Origin of the sequence: Parafrankia irregularis (genome assembly GCF_001536285.1) — a bacterium.
Classification (GTDB): domain Bacteria; phylum Actinomycetota; class Actinomycetes; order Frankiales; family Frankiaceae; genus Parafrankia; species Parafrankia irregularis.
Genome location: NZ_FAOZ01000004.1, coordinates 182,992 through 198,360, shown reverse-complemented (window position 1 = coordinate 198,360; position 15,369 = coordinate 182,992). Strand labels below are relative to the sequence as shown.

Below are 15,369 nucleotides of genomic sequence, written 5' to 3'. Positions count from 1 at the left end.
GTTTTCGTTGTTCCCACGACCAAAATCCTCAGGTTTTGCTTGGAGGCAGCCCCGGATTCACCCACCAGCATCGATCTCAACCCCGAAGGAGGATTTTGATGGGAAAGCTTGACGGCAGGGTCGCGTTCATCACCGGCGCGGCGCGTGGGCAGGGCCGCAGCCACGCGATCCGGTTAGCGGAAGAAGGCGCCGACATCATCGCGGTGGACATCTGCGCCCAGCTGGATTCGGTGCCCTACCCCATGGCCACCCCGGACGACCTCGCCCAGACCGTGAAGGCCGTGGAGGGCCTGGGCCGGCGGATCGTCGCCCGCCAGGCTGACGTCCGGGATTTCGACGCGCTGCAGAAGGCCTTCGACGAAGGCACGGCCGAGCTGGGCCCGGTCACGATCGTGCTGGCGAACGCCGGTATCGGGCCGGGCGGGCAGATCGCCGCGCAGCAGCAGTGGGACGACGTCGTCGCCGTCAACCTCACCGGGGTGTGGAACACCGGTCGGGTGGCGATCCCGTCGATGATTGAGAACGGCCAGGGCGGGGCGATCGTCCTGACCAGCTCCACCGGTGGGCTCGTCGGCGTCGGGATTCCCGATGTGGGCTTCCTGGGCTACACCGCCGCCAAGCACGGCGTCATCGGCCTGATGCGGTCGTGGGCCAACTACCTGGCCGAGTTCAACATCCGGGTGACCAGCGTCGCCCCGACCACGGTGAAGACGCCGATGGCCGCCGACGGCGACCGCGAGGCCGTCGTCGGCCACGCACCGCCCGCGCTCGCCCGCGCGCTGGAGAACGCGCTGCCGGTCTGGGCGGTGGACCCGGTCGACGTCTCGAACGCCATCGTCTGGCTGGTGTCGGACGACGCCCGCTACATCACCGGGACGATCATCCCGGTCGACGCGGGCCAGCTCAACCGGCGGTAGCAGCAGCACGGGAGAAGGCAGTGGCGGCCCGGCAGGAGAGGACGGACAAGCGGTGCGGGTGTTGGTGGTGGGCGGAACCGGGCCGACCGGTCCGCACGTCGTGCGCGGCCTGCTCGGGCGCGGCGACGAGGTCACGATCTTCCATCGGGGCACCCATGAGCCACCCGAGCTGGCCGACGTCGAGCACATCCACGGCGACCCGCACTTCCGGGAGTCAATCGACGAGGCTCTCGGCACCCGGGTCTTCGACGCCGTGGTGGCCATGTACGGGCGGCTCAAACACCTGGCGCCCGCGCTGGCGGGGCGGTGCGGCCAGTTCGTCGCCGTTGGCGGAGTCCCGGTCTACCAGGGCTTCTTTCCGCATCCGAGCCAGCTGGCACTGCCTGTCCCGGTGACCGAGGATCATCCGGTGGTCCGGGACGGCTCCGACGCGACCGCGCTGGCGTTCTCCCACCGGCTCGCCCAGGCCGAGGCGGCTGTCCTCGCCGCCCACCCGGAGGCGACGATCCTGCGTTTCCCGACGCTGTTCGGCCCGAACAACGCCCGACCGGCCGAGTGGTCGGTGGTGCGGCGGGTGCGCGACGGCCGCCCCTTCATGATCCTTCCCGATGGCGGCGGCCAGCTCCAGAGCCGCTGCGCCGCCGCCAACGCGGCCGCGTTCGTCCTGGCCGTGTTGAACGCCCCGACCGTGGCCGCCGGCCAGGTCTACAACGCGGGCGAGGCGACGAGCTGGTCGCTGCACGACTGGGCCGCGACGATCGCCCGGCTGATGGGAGGCGACCTGGAGCTGGTCGGGCTGCCCCGGGAGATCGCCGTCGAGGCCACCACCACGCTGCTTCCGCTCGCCGGCACGACCGCGACCCATGTCGTCGTGAGCACCGAGAAGGCCCGCCGGGAGCTGGGCTACCTCCCGGTCGTCGACCCGGTCGTCGCACTGGCCGAGCTCGTCGACTGGTACGCCGAGCACCCCGATTTCGACCCGGCTGCGAGCCCCTCGTTCACCGACCGGTTCGACTACCGGACGGAGGACGCGCTGCTCACCGAGTACCGCACGGCGGCGCGGCGGCTGGCCGCCAGGGTCGAGCAGCATGCGGCCCCGCCGATTCACAGCATGCCCCACCCCAAGGAACCCGGAAAGGCGGACCACCGTGGCCGGTAGGAGAGCGACGCAATCGTCCGGTGGTCGCCACGATGCCTGACCAGCGAACCGCCCGGGTCACCGTCGTGACCGGCGGGGCCAGCGGGATCGGCCGGGCGACCGTGCTGCGCTTTCTCGCCGAAGGCGACCAGGTGGTCTTCGGCGATCTCAACGAGGCGAACGCGCAGGCACTGCTGGACGAGGTCGCGGACCCTGCGCGCCTGCGGTTCGTGCCCACCGACGTCACCGACGAGGCGGACGTCGCCGCGCTCGTCGGTGACGCCGTCGACGGGTTCGGCCGGATCGACGTCATGTTCAACAACGCCGGCATCGGCGGCGCGTTCGGGCCGCTGGTCGAGACCGAGGCGGCCGACTGGGACCGGACCTTCGCCGTGATCGGCCGCGGGGTGTTCCTCGGGACGAAGCACGCCGCCCGCGCGATGATCGCCCACGGTGGCGGTGGGGTGATCGTGAACAACGCCTCCGTCGCGGGAGTCGGTGGAGGCGGCGGCCTGACCGCGTACTCGGCGGCCAAGGCCGCGGTCATCAACTTCACCGCCAACGCCGCCGTCGAGCTCGCCGCACACCGCATCCGGATCAACGCCGTCTGCCCGGGCCTGGTCAACACCCCGCTGGTGATGGGCCGGGACGCCGCCGCGATCGAGGCCCAGCTGGCGACCTTCCAGCCGTGGCCGGATCTGGGCCGCCCGGAGGACATCGCGGGCGTCGTCGCCTTCCTCGCCGGCCCGGACAGCGTCTTCCTCACCGGAACCCACGTGCTCGCCGACGGCGGGATGGTGGCCTGGGGCCCACGGATGACCGGGACGTCCGATCCCCGCGGCCGGACCAGGCAGTACGTCGGTTTCACCGAGGGCACCACCGGCCGGCGCCCGACCCGGCGACCCGTCCATGACATCTGACCCGGAGCCGGTGGCGACAGCACCCGGCACGGAGCCGGTCGCAGTGGCCGGTGCGCCGACATCCGGCACACCGACGCCCGGCACACCGACGTCCCTCGACAGCCGTGAGCTGGCCCGGCATGTAGGGGCGGTCTTCGTCGCCGAGCCGGCGCTGGTGGTCGGTCCGGACCTGGTCCGCGAGTTCGCGACGATGACCGGCGCCGACCACTGGATGCACGTCGACCAGGAACGGGCCCGGGCAAGCCCGCTCGGCCGGGCGACCGTGCAGGGCCTGCTCACCCTCTCCCTCGGGGCCGAGCTCGAACGGCGGGCGCTGGCCGTCCGCGCGTCCGACGCGGTGTTCTACGGCTTCGACCGGGTGCGCTTCCCCGCGCCGATGTTCGTCTCGGACCCGCTGGGCCTTCGCGTCGAGATCCTCGCCGTCGAGGAGGTGGGCGGTGCCGTCCAGGCCCGGCTACGACACACCTTCACCTCCGTCGGCCCCAGACCGGTGTGCGTGTCCGAGCAGAACATCCGCTACATCCACTGACCGCGCGGCCCGCGCCAGAGGAGAAAGAGACACAGGAGACGAAGGTGGACAGGACAGCGCTGGAACACGACATCGCGCGCCGGCTGCTCGACCACATCGAGCGGCGCACGACGGACATGGCCGAGGACGTCATGAAGCTCCCGGCCGACGCCTACTCGGCGGCGCGCCAGCGTGAGGAGCTCGACGCGCTTTTCCTCGATCAGCCGCTGGTGCTGTGCCTGTCCGGCGCGCTGCCCGAGCCGGAGACCTATCGGGCCGTCGACATCCTCGGCACCCCGGTGCTGCTGACCAGGGACGCCGACGGCCAGGTGCACGCGTTCGTCAACGCCTGCCGGCACCGCGGGGTGCGGCTGTGCGACGGCGCCGGCGAGGCGATCCGGCTGACCTGCCCGTTCCACGCCTGGAACTACGGCCTCGACGGCAGGCTCGGCCGACTGCCCGTTTCCGAGGGCTTCGCAGGGATCGACCGCGCGGAGTACGGCCTGGTCCGCCTCGAGGTGGCGGAAGGCCACGGGCTGATCGTCGGCCGGCTGCGCCCCGGCTCGCCGATCGACATCGACGAGTACCTCGGCCCAGGCCTGGCCGAGGAGCTCGCGATGCTGGACTTCGCCGACTGGCGACCGCACGGCGAGCCGCACGTCCACCAGGTCTGCGCGAACTGGAAGGTCACCCTGGACACGTTCCGGGAGAACTACCACTTCAACTACCTGCACAAGGACACCCTCGCCGGCTACGCCGTCGGTGGCGTGCTGACCTTCGACCCGTTCGGCCGGCACCTGCGCAACACCTCGGCGTTGAAGTCGATCGTCGAGCTGCGGGAGCGCCCCGAGGCCGAGTGGGGGGACGTCTCCGGGCACTTCAGCTACCAGTACGCGCTGTTCCCGAACGTCAGCCTCACCTTCGACACCCGGCACATCGATCTCTGGCAGGTCCTGCCCGTCGACGAGACGTCCTCCGAAGTCGTGCACACCTCCTACCTGCGACCCGGGCTGAGCGAGGCCGAGCATGCCAAGGCGGTCGACATGGCGCCGTGGATCTGCGAGACGGTCGTCGACGGCGAGGACTTCTGGGTCGCCGGCCGCACCGAGCCCGGCCTGCGCCTCGGGATGGTCGACCACGTGCTGTTCGGCCGGAACGAGCCGGCCCCGCAGCATCTGCATCGCGGCTTCGAGGAGGAGCTGATGGCCTACCGCACCCACCAGGCCGAGATCGTGGCGTGGCACGGCTGAACGACGGCGCGGCGAGGGCAGGGGCAGGCACAGGGAGACCGGGGACGAATGACGGGAGTCGATGCGATGACGACGAGTTTTGATCTCGGGCTGGCCGGCACGGCAGCGGTGGTGACCGGCGCGGGCGCCGGTATCGGGCAGGCGATCGCGCGCGGGCTGGCCGCCGCCGGAGTGCGGATCGGGCTGGTCGAGATCGACCCGACCCGGGCGGCCGCCACCGCCGAACTCATCGAGAAGGAGGGCGGGCGGGCCGTCGCGCTGCCCGCCAACGTCATGGACACCGCGGCGCTCGCCGACGCCATCACCGCCACGCACGCCGAGTTCGGCCGGCTGGACATCCTCGTCAACAACGCGGGCGGGGTGAAGGCGAGCCGGTTCCTCGACCAGAGCGAGCGCAGCTGGCGGCGGCACATCGACATCAACCTCGTCAGCATGCTGGCCGCCACCTCGACCGCGGCCCCGCTGATCGCCCAGACCGTCGCCGCCGGGAACGAGGGCGCTCGGCGGGGCGGCGGCTCGATCGTCAACATCACCAGCATCGAGGGGATGCGGGCCGCCCCGATGTACGCGGTCTACGCCGCCTGCAAGGCCGGAATGATCAACTTCACCCGCACGATGGCCCTGGAGCTCGCCGAGGCCGGCATCCGGATCAACGCGATCGCCCCTGACATGACCGCCACCGCCGGCATCCGCGGCATCATGCGCGGCCCGGTCGACCCCGACACGCTGCCCCCTCCCCCGGCCGAGCGCCTTCCCGGCATCGAGCGTTACGTCCCGCTCGGCCGCGAGGGCATCGCCGCCGAGATCGCCGACGCGGCCGTGTTCCTTTGTTCCGACCGTGCCGCCTACATCACCGGCACCACCCTGAGCGTCGACGGCGGAACCGCCGCCTCCGCCGGCTGGCTGCGTTCCGGCCCCGGCTGGACCCTCCAGGGTGCCCCCACCCCCTCCGCCTTCACGCCGACACCGGCACCGACACCGGCACCGGCACCGGCACCGACGCCGGCAACCGGCTCCGAATGACGGACGTCAGGGAGTCCGGGCTACGTCTCGACGGCGTCTCCGTGGACAGGTGGCTTTCCGCACGGATCTCCGAGCTGTCGGCGTCGATCGTGATCGAACTGTCCGAGCAGCTGTCCACCTGCGCGTCCAGGCCGCCCGCGGGACTCCACGGAGACACCTCCGGACTGGTGCGGTCGTGCATGCGATTGTTCATCGACACACTGCGCACCGGCGAGCCTCCCGGCCGCAGGCAGCTTCGGGAGATCCGGGAGTCGGCGAGCCTTTGGGCCGACGAGGGCATCCCGCTGGAGGTGCTGGTCAGCGCCTACCACCTCGGCGTCGACGTCTGCGCGCAGAGCGTCGTCACCGCGGCCGAGCCCGAGGATCTTCCGGCGGCGCTGCAGGTCGCGTGCCTGTTGCTGCGGTTTCTCGGTCAGGTCATGCCGGAGGTCCTCGCGGGCTACCTGGAGAGCCGACTGGCGACGGCCGTCGAGGAACACGGGGAACGCCGGGCTGTCCTGTCCGCCCTGCTGGCCGGACAACCACCGGAAGACGCCGCCGCCCGGGCAGCGGTCCAGCTGCCCGCCCGTTACGCCGTGATCAGCCTGGAGATCGGGCCGCATCCGGACGAACTCGGCACGAATGATGGCGATCGGGCCGCCGCCGCGCGCCGCAGGCTGCGCCGGATGCGCACGGAGGTGGAGCGCACCGCCTCCGGAACCGTGCTCCACATGCTGTCCGCGGACGGAGGCCTCCTCCTCATCCCACTGGACGAGACGGCCGGAGGGACAGCCTCGGACACACTGGCGCCGCACGAGCGGGACCGGCTGCTCGTCCTCGCCGACCGACTCGGGTGTGTGACGCGCGCGGAGGTCATGGCCGGAGCCGTACCGGCCCGCCCGGACGCCGTCGCCTCCGCCGCCCGCCTGGCAGCCGAGATCCGCCATGTCGCCCGCGCATCCAGCCGGCCGGCCGGGATCTACCAGCTCGGCGACGTGGCCTTCGACTACCAGATGACCAGGCCCGGCCCCGCTCGCGACCACTTCGCGACCCTGCTGCGGCCACTGGCCACCCGGCCGCACCTTCTGGAGACGCTGCGCGCCTTTCTCTCCTGCGGGCTGGACCGCCGCCGTACGGCTGACCGACTCCACGTTCATCCGAACACCATCGACTACCGGCTGCGCAGGGCATCGGCGCTGACCGGGCTCGATCCCGCCCGGGGGTGCGATCTTCCGGTGATCTACGCGGCGTTCGCCGCCGGGGAGTCAGGGCCGACAGGCCCCTGCCCGCCCGACTGAAACGAGGTGGACGTCCTGAGCAAGGCACTCCGCAGCTGATGGTGAACGAAATCCGCCGGGTCGCCGCCAAGCGCTGCCGCACGGTCACCATGCCGGAGCTGCCGCAGCTGGAAGGGCTGCCCAGCTACCATGTTCTTTCTGGAATCCCACACGGGACAGCCAGTCAGCGTCGCCGTCCGTGGCGCGAGCATGGGTCGCGGTATCGGGGAGAATGCCTCCATGGCCACCCCGCGCCGTACCGGCACCGAGAGCTCTGCGACCCGCGCGTTCCTGCTCGACGTCACCGAGCGCATCATGCGCGAGGACGGCTACGCGGCCGTCAGCTCACGGACCGTGGCCAAGAGCGCCGGGGTCACTCCCGCACTGATCCACTACTACTTCCCGACGCTCGACGATCTGTTCGTCGCTCTCTTCAGGCGTGGCGCCGAACGCAACCTCGAGCGGCAGGAGGCCCTCCTCGCCTCGTCGCGGCCGCTGCATGAGGTCTGGGCACTCGTCACCGATGCCGGCCGCACCGCCCTGTTGACCGAGTTCATGGCACTGGGAAACCACCGAAAGATCATCCGCGACGAGATCGCCGCGTACTCGAAGCGTTCCCGGCGGCAGCTGACGGACCTTCTGACGAGCCGGATGGCGCAGTATGAGCCCGGCCTTGCGGAGATCCCGCCGCCCGCGCTCATCTTTCTGATCGGCGCGGTCAGCCGTGCGTTCGTTTCGGAGCAGGCCATCGGTGTCTCCGAGGGCCACGCGGAGATGCTGGCACTCGTGGAGCGGTTGCTCGCACAGCTCGAACCCGGCCAGCCGGCCGCCACCGACGGTTCCTGACCCCGATTCGCCGCCCCTGACGGATCGCGAGACGAGGCCATGACCACGGATCGCTTGACTGCTCGCCGGCGAACGCGCTAAACAGTCGTTCAGCACGTTGTGATGGCCGTCGTGGACCATCGGTGCGCAAGCGCCGCCGCGATCGGCGATCGCGCACATCGCCGCCGTATCCGGGCGGGCATGCCGTCGTGAACATCGTTTGACGGCGCCGACGTCCGACGCCCGTTGTGCGTACACATGTCGACCTGCCGCCGGGGCGTTCGCGGGATCTCCTCCACGAGGGCGCGACGAGGCAGCTGAAGACGGAGGCCCGATGACCATCACGACGGACGAGGCAACGGACGAGGCGCACGAGGACCCACAGCGCGGTGCGGTAGGTACACGCCCACTGGCCGGGCTGCTGGTGGTCGGGCTGGAACAGGCGGTGGCGGCCCCGATCGCGACCCGCCATCTCGCGGACATGGGCGCACGGGTAATCAAGATCGAGAATCCGCGCGGTGGTGACATGACCCGCCACTACGACAGCGCGCAGGCCGGCATGGCGGCGCACTTCGTCTGGTGCAACCGCGGCAAGGAATCACTCGCGCTCAACATCGCCGACCCGCGTGGCGCGGCCGCCCTGGAGCGCCTGCTCGCCCGCGCCGACGTGGTCATCCAGAACTTCGCCCCCGGCGCGGCGGCACGCCGAGGGCTCGCCGCGTCCCAGCTCGTCGCCCGTCACCCCCGACTGGTCGCGGTCGACATCTCCGGCTACGGCGAAGGCGGCCCGCTCTCCGGCAAGCGTGCCTACGACCTGCTCGTGCAGTCCGAGGGCGGTTCCTGCACGGTCACGGGCGGGCCGGGCCAGCCCGCGAAACCCGGCATCGCCATGATCGATCTCGCCACCGGCATGTACGCGCTGAGCTGGATCCTCGGTGCGCTGCACGCCCGCCACTCCACCGGGCGGGGTGAGGCCATCACGATCGGCATGTTCGATGTCGTCGCGGAATGGATGGGATACCAGGTCAACTACACGATGGGAACCGGCCTCGAGCAGGAGCCGGCCTGGGTGGGGTCGCCCGCGGTCGCGCCCTACGGGACATACCCGACCTCCGACGGGCAGACGGTGGTGCTCGGAACGACCAACGACGGTGAGTGGCAACGCCTGGCCCGCACAGTTCTCGAACGCCTCGACCTCGCCGACGACCCCGCCCTGGCCGGCAACGCCGGCAGGGTGGCGCAGCGTGCCCGGGTCGACGAGGCCATCGCCGCGTGGACGAGCACGGTCACCCTCAAGGAAGCCCAGGACGTTCTGGACGCCGCCGGGCTCGGCAACGCCCGGCTCAACGGTGTCCAGGACCTCATCGACCATCCACAGCTGGCTGTCCGCGACCGCTGGCGGGAGGTGGCGACCCCGCATGGCGCCTTTCGCGCGGTGCTGCCGCCGCCGGTCGCAGCGGGCTGGACGCCGCCCATGGGCCAGGTGCCGGGTCTGGGTGAGCACTCCACGGCGGTGCTGGGTGAGCTCGGCTACTCGTCCGCCGAGCTCATCGACTGGCGCCGCGACGGCGTCATCTGACGAACTTCTCGTTGGCTATGACCGGCTGCGCGCGTGCGCGTGCGCGTGCGCGGGACCGGCGAGCGGTGAGTGTTCGGTCAGCCCGCGTGCAGGATCCGCAGGGCGCGGGCGGAGAGCATCGCGGAGCTTCGGCCGCGTGACGCCATCCGTTCGTCGGTGGACTCGCCGCGGGCGTAGCGGGCGTAGAGCTGCTGGCGGATGATCGCGATCCGCCAGCAGGCGAACGCCTCGTACCAGCCGATGACAGCCAGGTCGAGGTCACTGTGCGCCGCGTAGCGGTCGACCACCTCACGGCGGGTCGGCAGTCCCAGCGTTTCCATGCCGGGGTCGTGCGCGGCGTGGTCGTCATCCGTGTCGGCGGGGTCGGGCCAGTAGTTCAGCAGGGTGCCCAGGTCGACCAGCGGGTCGGCGAGGGTGGTCATGTCCCAGTCGAAGACGGACGCGACCCGCTCCGGGTGGCCCGGGAGGAACTGGCAGTTGTTGATTTTGAAGTCGTTGTGCACGAGGGCCGCGGCCTGGCTGACCGGCAGGCGCTCGGCGAGCAGTTCGGCTGCGGCCGTCATCGCGGCGTCGTGCGCCCGGTCGGCCCACGGCGCGACGCGCCCCCAACGGTCACGCCATCCGGACAGCTGCCGTTCGAGGAATCCGTCCGGGCGTCCGAGCCGGTCCAGGCCACAGGCGGCCGGGTCGACCGTGTGCAGGTCCGCGAGGGCATCCACGGTGGCGAGGCCGAGGTGGTGGGCCACGGCGTGCCCGCCGAGCTCGTCGGGAATCACACCCCACACCACGATGCCGGGGCGGTACTGCGAGACCAGGAACTCGCTGCCGGCCACGTCGAGGTCGTCGCAGAGCAGAAACGCGCGCGGCGCGCGGTCATAGGCCTGCCACAGCTGGGACAGCACCCGGTACTCACGCCGCATGTCGTGGGCGCCGGGCGCGATCACGCCGAACGGTGGGCGGCGCAGGACGAACCGGTGGTCACCGAAGCGCACCAGGTAGGTGAGGTTCGCCGCCCCGTTCGGGAACTGCAGCACGTCCATCGGCCCGTCCGCACCGAGCCGCGGGGCCAGGTAGTCCCTGATCCGTCCCCAGGGCAGGTCCTGGCCGGGACGGACCGGCGCGACCTCGGGCGGGATGCCGGCGGCGGGGCCGGTCATCGGTCCGCCTCCCGGGGATCCCCGTACCCGGACCGGTGCCGGTCGCGCAGCCTAGCCGGCATGGACGGCCCGTTCGATCCGCGCGGCGAACTGCTCGCGCGCGGCGGCACGGCGGGCGGGCAGGTGACCGGACGGGAACAGCCCCGCGGCCGGCTGGTACTCCGCCAGCAGCGAGCGCGCCAGGTTCGTCTTGTGGATCTCGGTGGCGCCGTCGGCGAGGCCCATCTGGAAGCTCTCCAGCACCCAGGCCCCGAACGGCATCTCGTTGGAGACTCCCAGCGAGCCATGGATCTGCAGAGCCCTCGCGGCGACGTCGTGAAGAACCTTGGGCATCGCCGCCTTGACCGCCGAGATGTCGGCGCGCACGCGTTCGTAGTCGTTGTAGCGGTCGATACGCCAGGCGGTACGCAACACGAGCAGGCGGAACTGCTCGATCTCGATCCACGAGTCGGCGATCATCGCCTGCACCAGTTGTTTGCGGGCCAGCGGCTCGCCCTTGGTGACACGGCTGAGCGCCCGCTCGCACATCATCGCGAACGCCTCACGCACCAGCCCGACGGTTCGCATCGCGTGGTGGATCCGGCCACCACCCAGCCGGGTCTGCGCGACCGCGAACCCCTGCCCGCGCCCGCCGAGCAGGTGATCAGCCGGAACGCGCACATCCTCGTAGCGGATGTAGGCATGTGCCCCGCTCTCGGCATCCTGGCCGGCGACGGCCACGTTGCGCACGATCGTGATGCCGGGTGTGTCCGCCGGGACGACGAACATCGACTGGCGTCGGTGCGGGCCGGCGTCCGGTTCGGTCACCGCCAGCACGATCAGGAACGACGCGTACCGGGCGTGGCTGGAGAACCACTTCTCACCGTTGATCACCCATTCGTCGCCGTGCAGCTCGGCGCGGGTGACGAACTGGGTCGGGTCGCTGCCGCCCTGGGGCTCCGTCATGGAGAACGCCGACACGATCCGGCCGTCGACCAGCGGCTCGAGATAGCGCTTCCTGAGCACGTCGGTGCCGAAGCGGGCGAGGATCTCCGCGTTGCCGGAGTCGGGTGACTGGCAGCCGAAAACCACCGGCGCCGTGTGCGACCGGCCGAGGATCTCGTTCATCAGCGCAAGCCTGAGCTGGCCGTACCCCAGGCCGCCGAGCTCCGGGCCGAGGTGGCAGGCCCACAGCCCGCGCTCGCGCACCTTGGCCTGCAAGGGTGGGATCAGCTCCGCCCGCAGCGGGTCCCGGACGTCACGCGCATTCGAGACCAGCATGTCGACCGGCTGTACCTCGGCGCGTACGAACCAGTCGATCCAGTCGAGCTCGGCCTGGAAGTCGGGATCGGTCTCAAAGTCCCAGCCCATACCTACTCCGCTTTTCTCATTCGCGCCCGCCGCCGGACCGGCCACCACGGCGCCAGACCGACCGGCCAGGTGCCTCACCCGGTGCCGGACGGTGCCCGCCGGACCGGCGAGCGGAGCCGATGCTAATCGACCGTTCAGCACGATGCGAGAAGTTGTCGCCTGGCCGAGCCGGACGGCTGATCACCGTTGACTGTGCTGAAGACGACTGCTAAACAGTAGTTCAGCACATTTGGTCGCGGTCAGCCCCGCCCTGGACCGGTGGAGCTCATCAGGCGCCGACCCGTCGTGTTCGTCGTGAAGGACGGTAATCATTTTGTCTGTCGAGGCCGAGAAACAGGCGACCAGGTCGAACCGCATCGAAAGCCTCGTCGAGATCCGGCAGACACTCGCCCGCCACGCGGTGACCACCCAGGGCGACGTTGAGCGGATCGGCCGGTGAGCGCGACAGGGCGGTCCGCGGTGGCGCTGGTGCCCGAGGGGTTCGTCCCGCCGGTTGATGCCGAGACCGTGACCGTCGAGGAGTTCCGGGCCGCGGCCGGCGCCTGGCTCGACGAGCACGCCGCCGAACTGGCCAAGCCCCTCGACGACCACTCGCTCGACGCGGAGATCACCCAGCTGAGCAGGATCCGCCGCGCGCTCCACGACGCGGGCTGGATGCGCTACGGCTGGCCGGTCGAGGCCGGCGGCCTCGGCGGTCCGGACATCCTGCGGGCGGTGCTCGGCGAACAGATCGCCGAGCGGGACCTCACCGACGCGACCAACTTCTCCCTGGTCGAGGTGCTGGCCCCGACGATGATCTCGTACGCGGCCCCGGAGCTCGCCGCGGAGATGCTGCCCCTGTTGCTGTCCGGGCGCGAGCACTGGTGCCAGGGTTTCTCCGAGCCCGGCTCCGGCTCCGACCTCGCATCGCTGAACACCCGCGCCACGCGGCGCGAAAACGGCGACTGGGTGGTCAACGGCCAGAAGGTGTGGACGTCACTCGCCCAGTACGCGCGGCGCTGCGTCCTGCTCACCCGGACCGCTCCAGGCCACGGCGGAATCACCGCGTTCTTCGTCGACATGGACACCCCCGGGATCACGGTCCGCCCGCTGCGCACCATGCACGGCATCGACGAGTTCGCCGAGGTCTTCTTCGACGACGTCGTCGTACCGAACGAGCGGATGCTCGGCGGTCCAGGCGACGGCTGGCGACTCGCGAACGACCTGCTCCCGTACGAGCGGTCCACCTGCTTCTGGCACCGGATCACCTACCTCTACACCCGGCTCGACCTGCTGCTGGCGGACGTCGAGAAGGAGGAGACCGAGCCGACGGCGACAACCGACGCCGCGCTCGGCGCCGCCTACCTGGCGCTGCACACGATCCGCAGCCGATCACGCGACACGCAGCGTCGGCTCGCCGCCGGCGAGCACCTCGGCCCGGAGACGTCCGTCGACAAGATCCTGCTCGCGACGGCGGACCAGAAGCTGTTCGACACCGCACGCGACGTCCTGCCCGGCGCCGTCGAGCTGACCGACACGCACTGGCGCACCGAGTACCTGTACTCGCGGGCGGCGACCATCTACGGCGGCACCGCCGAGATCCAGCGCAACATCGTCGCCCGCCGACTCCTCGACCTGGGCAGGGAATAGCCATGGGCGCGGCGGACCGGATGGGACGGGGTAGCCGAAGACAGCGGTAGTTGCGCGAAGTACCAGGTCGGCCGACAACTTCGTGACCTTCGCCAAATTGCATGGCAGACTCTGCCAGACATTTTGGAGGAGTCTCATGGCCGTCCGCACACGCACGCTCGTCCACAGCCTCGTTCCGATCACCGTCCTCGCGCTCGCCGCCTGCTCGTCGTCGTCGACCGGGGGCACCGACAGGCCGACACCGGCGACATCCGCGACATCGGCACCGACGCCGGTCGCCGCCGCACCGTTGTCGGACGCCACCAAAGCGTGGTGGGACTACGACCGGCCGGCCACCCATCAGGCCGTCTCCACCGAGATCACGGTGCCGACCCAGGACGGCACACCGCTGAGCTGCACCCTGGTCCGCCCGGCAACCGACGGCTCACCGGCCTCGGGAAAATTTCCCGGCCTGGTCGTCGAGTTCACCCCGTACGCGATCTTACGGACGTCCTATGTAGCCGGCGAGGGCACGTATTTCGCGACCCACGGATACAACGCGCTGATCTGTAACCTGCGCGGCACCGGCGGGTCCGGGGGAACCTGGCAGAACGCCATGTCGGCGCAGGACGGAAAAGACGCCCGCGACCTGGTCGAATGGCTGGCCACCCAGCCCTATTCGAATGGCCGGATCGGAATGACCGGCGAAAGCTACGGCGGCCAGACGACCTACGGAGCAGCCATCAACCAGGCGCCGCACCTGGTGGCCATCACCCCGCTCCAGTCGCCCGCGAACCTTTACCAGGACGTCATCTACCCGGGTGGCATCAAATCCACCGAGGGCGGCAGCATCGACAACTGGCCCGGGATCGCCCAGACGATCACCGGTGGCGCGGTCAACACCGAGGCCGAATACGCCGCCAACCGCGCTCACCCCACCTACGACGAATACTGGCAGTCGCGGTCCTTCGCCGACCGCTACGACTCGATCAAGGTTCCGGTCCTCACCATGGGGGGCTGGGTCGACCAGTACTTCCGCTCCGGCCAGTTCACCAACATCGAGGGCGCGCTCGACCGGACCTGGTCGATCTACGGCCAGTGGCCCCATCTGAGCCCGCTGCTCTACCCGAACTGCGGGGGTGTCTGTAACTCCGAAGGGCTCTCCCCGGGCATCGCGCTCGCGTGGTTCGACAACTGGGTGATGAAGCTGCCGAACATCCCGATCCCGGCCCAGCCGACACTGGTCAGCCATGCCGGTGCCGGCAGCGGCGCGACCTCGCCGGGCTGGCGGGAGATCACCGGTTACCGGCCGACCGGCACCGTCACGCAGTCCTTCGCCCTCAACGCGGACGGCTCGCTCGGCACGGCCGACCCCACGGCCGGTACGAAGACGTTCCACCAGCCGCAGGATCCGTCCACGACCGGCGGGTCCGTCCTGTTCAGCACCAGCGCGCTGACCGCACCGACATCCCTGTTCGGCCGGCCGGTTCTCACGCTGAAGGCGACCCTGTCCGGCCCCGACGCGAACCTCTACGCCGAACTGCTCGACATCGGGCCGGACGGCAAGGAGACGCTGGTCAACAACGGCTTCCTCCGTGCCAGCCACCGGTCGTCCAGCGTCACGCCAACATCGGTGCCGACCGGTTCACCCGTCACCCTCACCATCGCGATCCGGCCCGACGACTGGCAGTTCGCGGCCGGTCATCGCATCGCCGTGCGCGTTTCCGGCGGCGCCTCGGACATGCTCACCCAGAACGCGACGCCGGTCGACGTCACCGTCGCGACCGGCGCGGGTGGATCCACGCTGACCCTCCCCACGGTCAGCTGACCAGTCGCCT

Annotated in this window: 14 protein-coding genes; 12 read left to right on the top strand and 2 right to left on the bottom strand. The window is 70.6% G+C overall.

Annotation, left to right across the window (positions count from 1 at the left end; genetic code table 11):
- Nucleotides 1-98 precede the first annotated feature (98 nt).
- The 9 genes from AWX74_RS07880 (at nt 99) to AWX74_RS07840 (ending at nt 9,416) form a co-directional block, all read left to right on the top strand.
- Complete coding sequence (locus AWX74_RS07880) at nt 99-917, top strand: mycofactocin-coupled SDR family oxidoreductase (RefSeq protein WP_091273215.1); 819 nt, start codon at nt 99-101, stop codon at nt 915-917.
- A gap of 52 nt (nt 918-969) precedes the next feature.
- Nucleotides 970-2,076 carry an NAD-dependent epimerase/dehydratase family protein gene (locus AWX74_RS07875; RefSeq protein WP_091273214.1) on the top strand — a complete coding sequence of 369 codons (1,107 nt, stop codon included), beginning with the start codon at nt 970-972 and terminating at the stop codon, nt 2,074-2,076.
- Nucleotides 2,077-2,108: 32 nt separating this feature from the next.
- On the top strand, nt 2,109-2,975 hold the full coding sequence (locus AWX74_RS07870) for an SDR family NAD(P)-dependent oxidoreductase (RefSeq protein ID WP_091273728.1): 867 nt from the start codon (nt 2,109-2,111) through the stop codon (nt 2,973-2,975).
- Nucleotides 2,965-3,504 (top strand): MaoC/PaaZ C-terminal domain-containing protein, encoded by a 540-nt coding sequence (locus AWX74_RS07865; RefSeq protein WP_091273213.1) that lies wholly within the window; start codon nt 2,965-2,967, stop codon nt 3,502-3,504. Before AWX74_RS07870 ends, AWX74_RS07865 begins: the two co-directional genes overlap by 11 nt.
- 44 nt (nt 3,505-3,548) lie before the next feature.
- A complete protein-coding gene (locus AWX74_RS07860) occupies nt 3,549-4,733 on the top strand; it encodes an aromatic ring-hydroxylating oxygenase subunit alpha (RefSeq protein ID WP_091273212.1) in 1,185 nt (394 codons plus the stop codon).
- 66 nt (nt 4,734-4,799) lie between these two features.
- The gene (locus AWX74_RS07855; protein WP_091273211.1) at nt 4,800-5,756 is read left to right on the top strand and encodes an SDR family NAD(P)-dependent oxidoreductase; all 957 of its coding nucleotides are present in this window, start codon (nt 4,800-4,802) and stop codon (nt 5,754-5,756) included.
- Nucleotides 5,753-7,033: a PucR family transcriptional regulator gene (locus tag AWX74_RS07850; protein WP_091273208.1), complete on the top strand. Its 1,281-nt coding sequence runs from the start codon at nt 5,753-5,755 to the stop codon at nt 7,031-7,033. Before AWX74_RS07855 ends, AWX74_RS07850 begins: the two co-directional genes overlap by 4 nt.
- A gap of 219 nt (nt 7,034-7,252) precedes the next feature.
- A complete protein-coding gene (locus AWX74_RS07845; RefSeq protein ID WP_091273725.1) occupies nt 7,253-7,858 on the top strand; it encodes a TetR/AcrR family transcriptional regulator in 606 nt (201 codons plus the stop codon).
- Between the two features lie 313 nt (nt 7,859-8,171).
- Nucleotides 8,172-9,416 (top strand): CaiB/BaiF CoA transferase family protein, encoded by a 1,245-nt coding sequence (locus AWX74_RS07840; protein WP_091273205.1) that lies wholly within the window; start codon nt 8,172-8,174, stop codon nt 9,414-9,416.
- Nucleotides 9,417-9,493: 77 nt separating this feature from the next.
- On the opposite strand, the gene AWX74_RS07835 is transcribed toward AWX74_RS07840, so the two are convergent.
- The gene (locus AWX74_RS07835; protein ID WP_091273202.1) at nt 9,494-10,573 is read right to left on the bottom strand and encodes a phosphotransferase family protein; all 1,080 of its coding nucleotides are present in this window, start codon (nt 10,571-10,573) and stop codon (nt 9,494-9,496) included.
- Nucleotides 10,574-10,624: 51 nt separating this feature from the next.
- Nucleotides 10,625-11,923: an acyl-CoA dehydrogenase family protein gene (locus AWX74_RS07830; RefSeq protein ID WP_091273200.1), complete on the bottom strand. Its 1,299-nt coding sequence runs from the start codon at nt 11,921-11,923 to the stop codon at nt 10,625-10,627.
- Nucleotides 11,924-12,236: 313 nt separating this feature from the next.
- On the opposite strand from AWX74_RS07830, the gene AWX74_RS41995 reads away from it, so the two are divergent.
- The 3 genes from AWX74_RS41995 to AWX74_RS07820 all read left to right on the top strand — a co-directional run bounded on the left by AWX74_RS41995 (nt 12,237) and on the right by AWX74_RS07820 (nt 15,359).
- Entirely contained in the window at nt 12,237-12,362 is a 126-nt protein-coding gene (locus tag AWX74_RS41995) for a hypothetical protein (RefSeq protein WP_278184622.1), read from the top strand.
- The gene (locus AWX74_RS07825) at nt 12,359-13,552 is read left to right on the top strand and encodes an acyl-CoA dehydrogenase family protein (protein WP_242666130.1); all 1,194 of its coding nucleotides are present in this window, start codon (nt 12,359-12,361) and stop codon (nt 13,550-13,552) included. The genes AWX74_RS41995 and AWX74_RS07825 overlap by 4 nt, the downstream gene beginning before the upstream one ends.
- 136 nt (nt 13,553-13,688) lie before the next feature.
- Complete coding sequence (locus tag AWX74_RS07820) at nt 13,689-15,359, top strand: CocE/NonD family hydrolase (RefSeq protein WP_091273198.1); 1,671 nt, start codon at nt 13,689-13,691, stop codon at nt 15,357-15,359.
- Nucleotides 15,360-15,369: the final 10 nt, after the last annotated feature.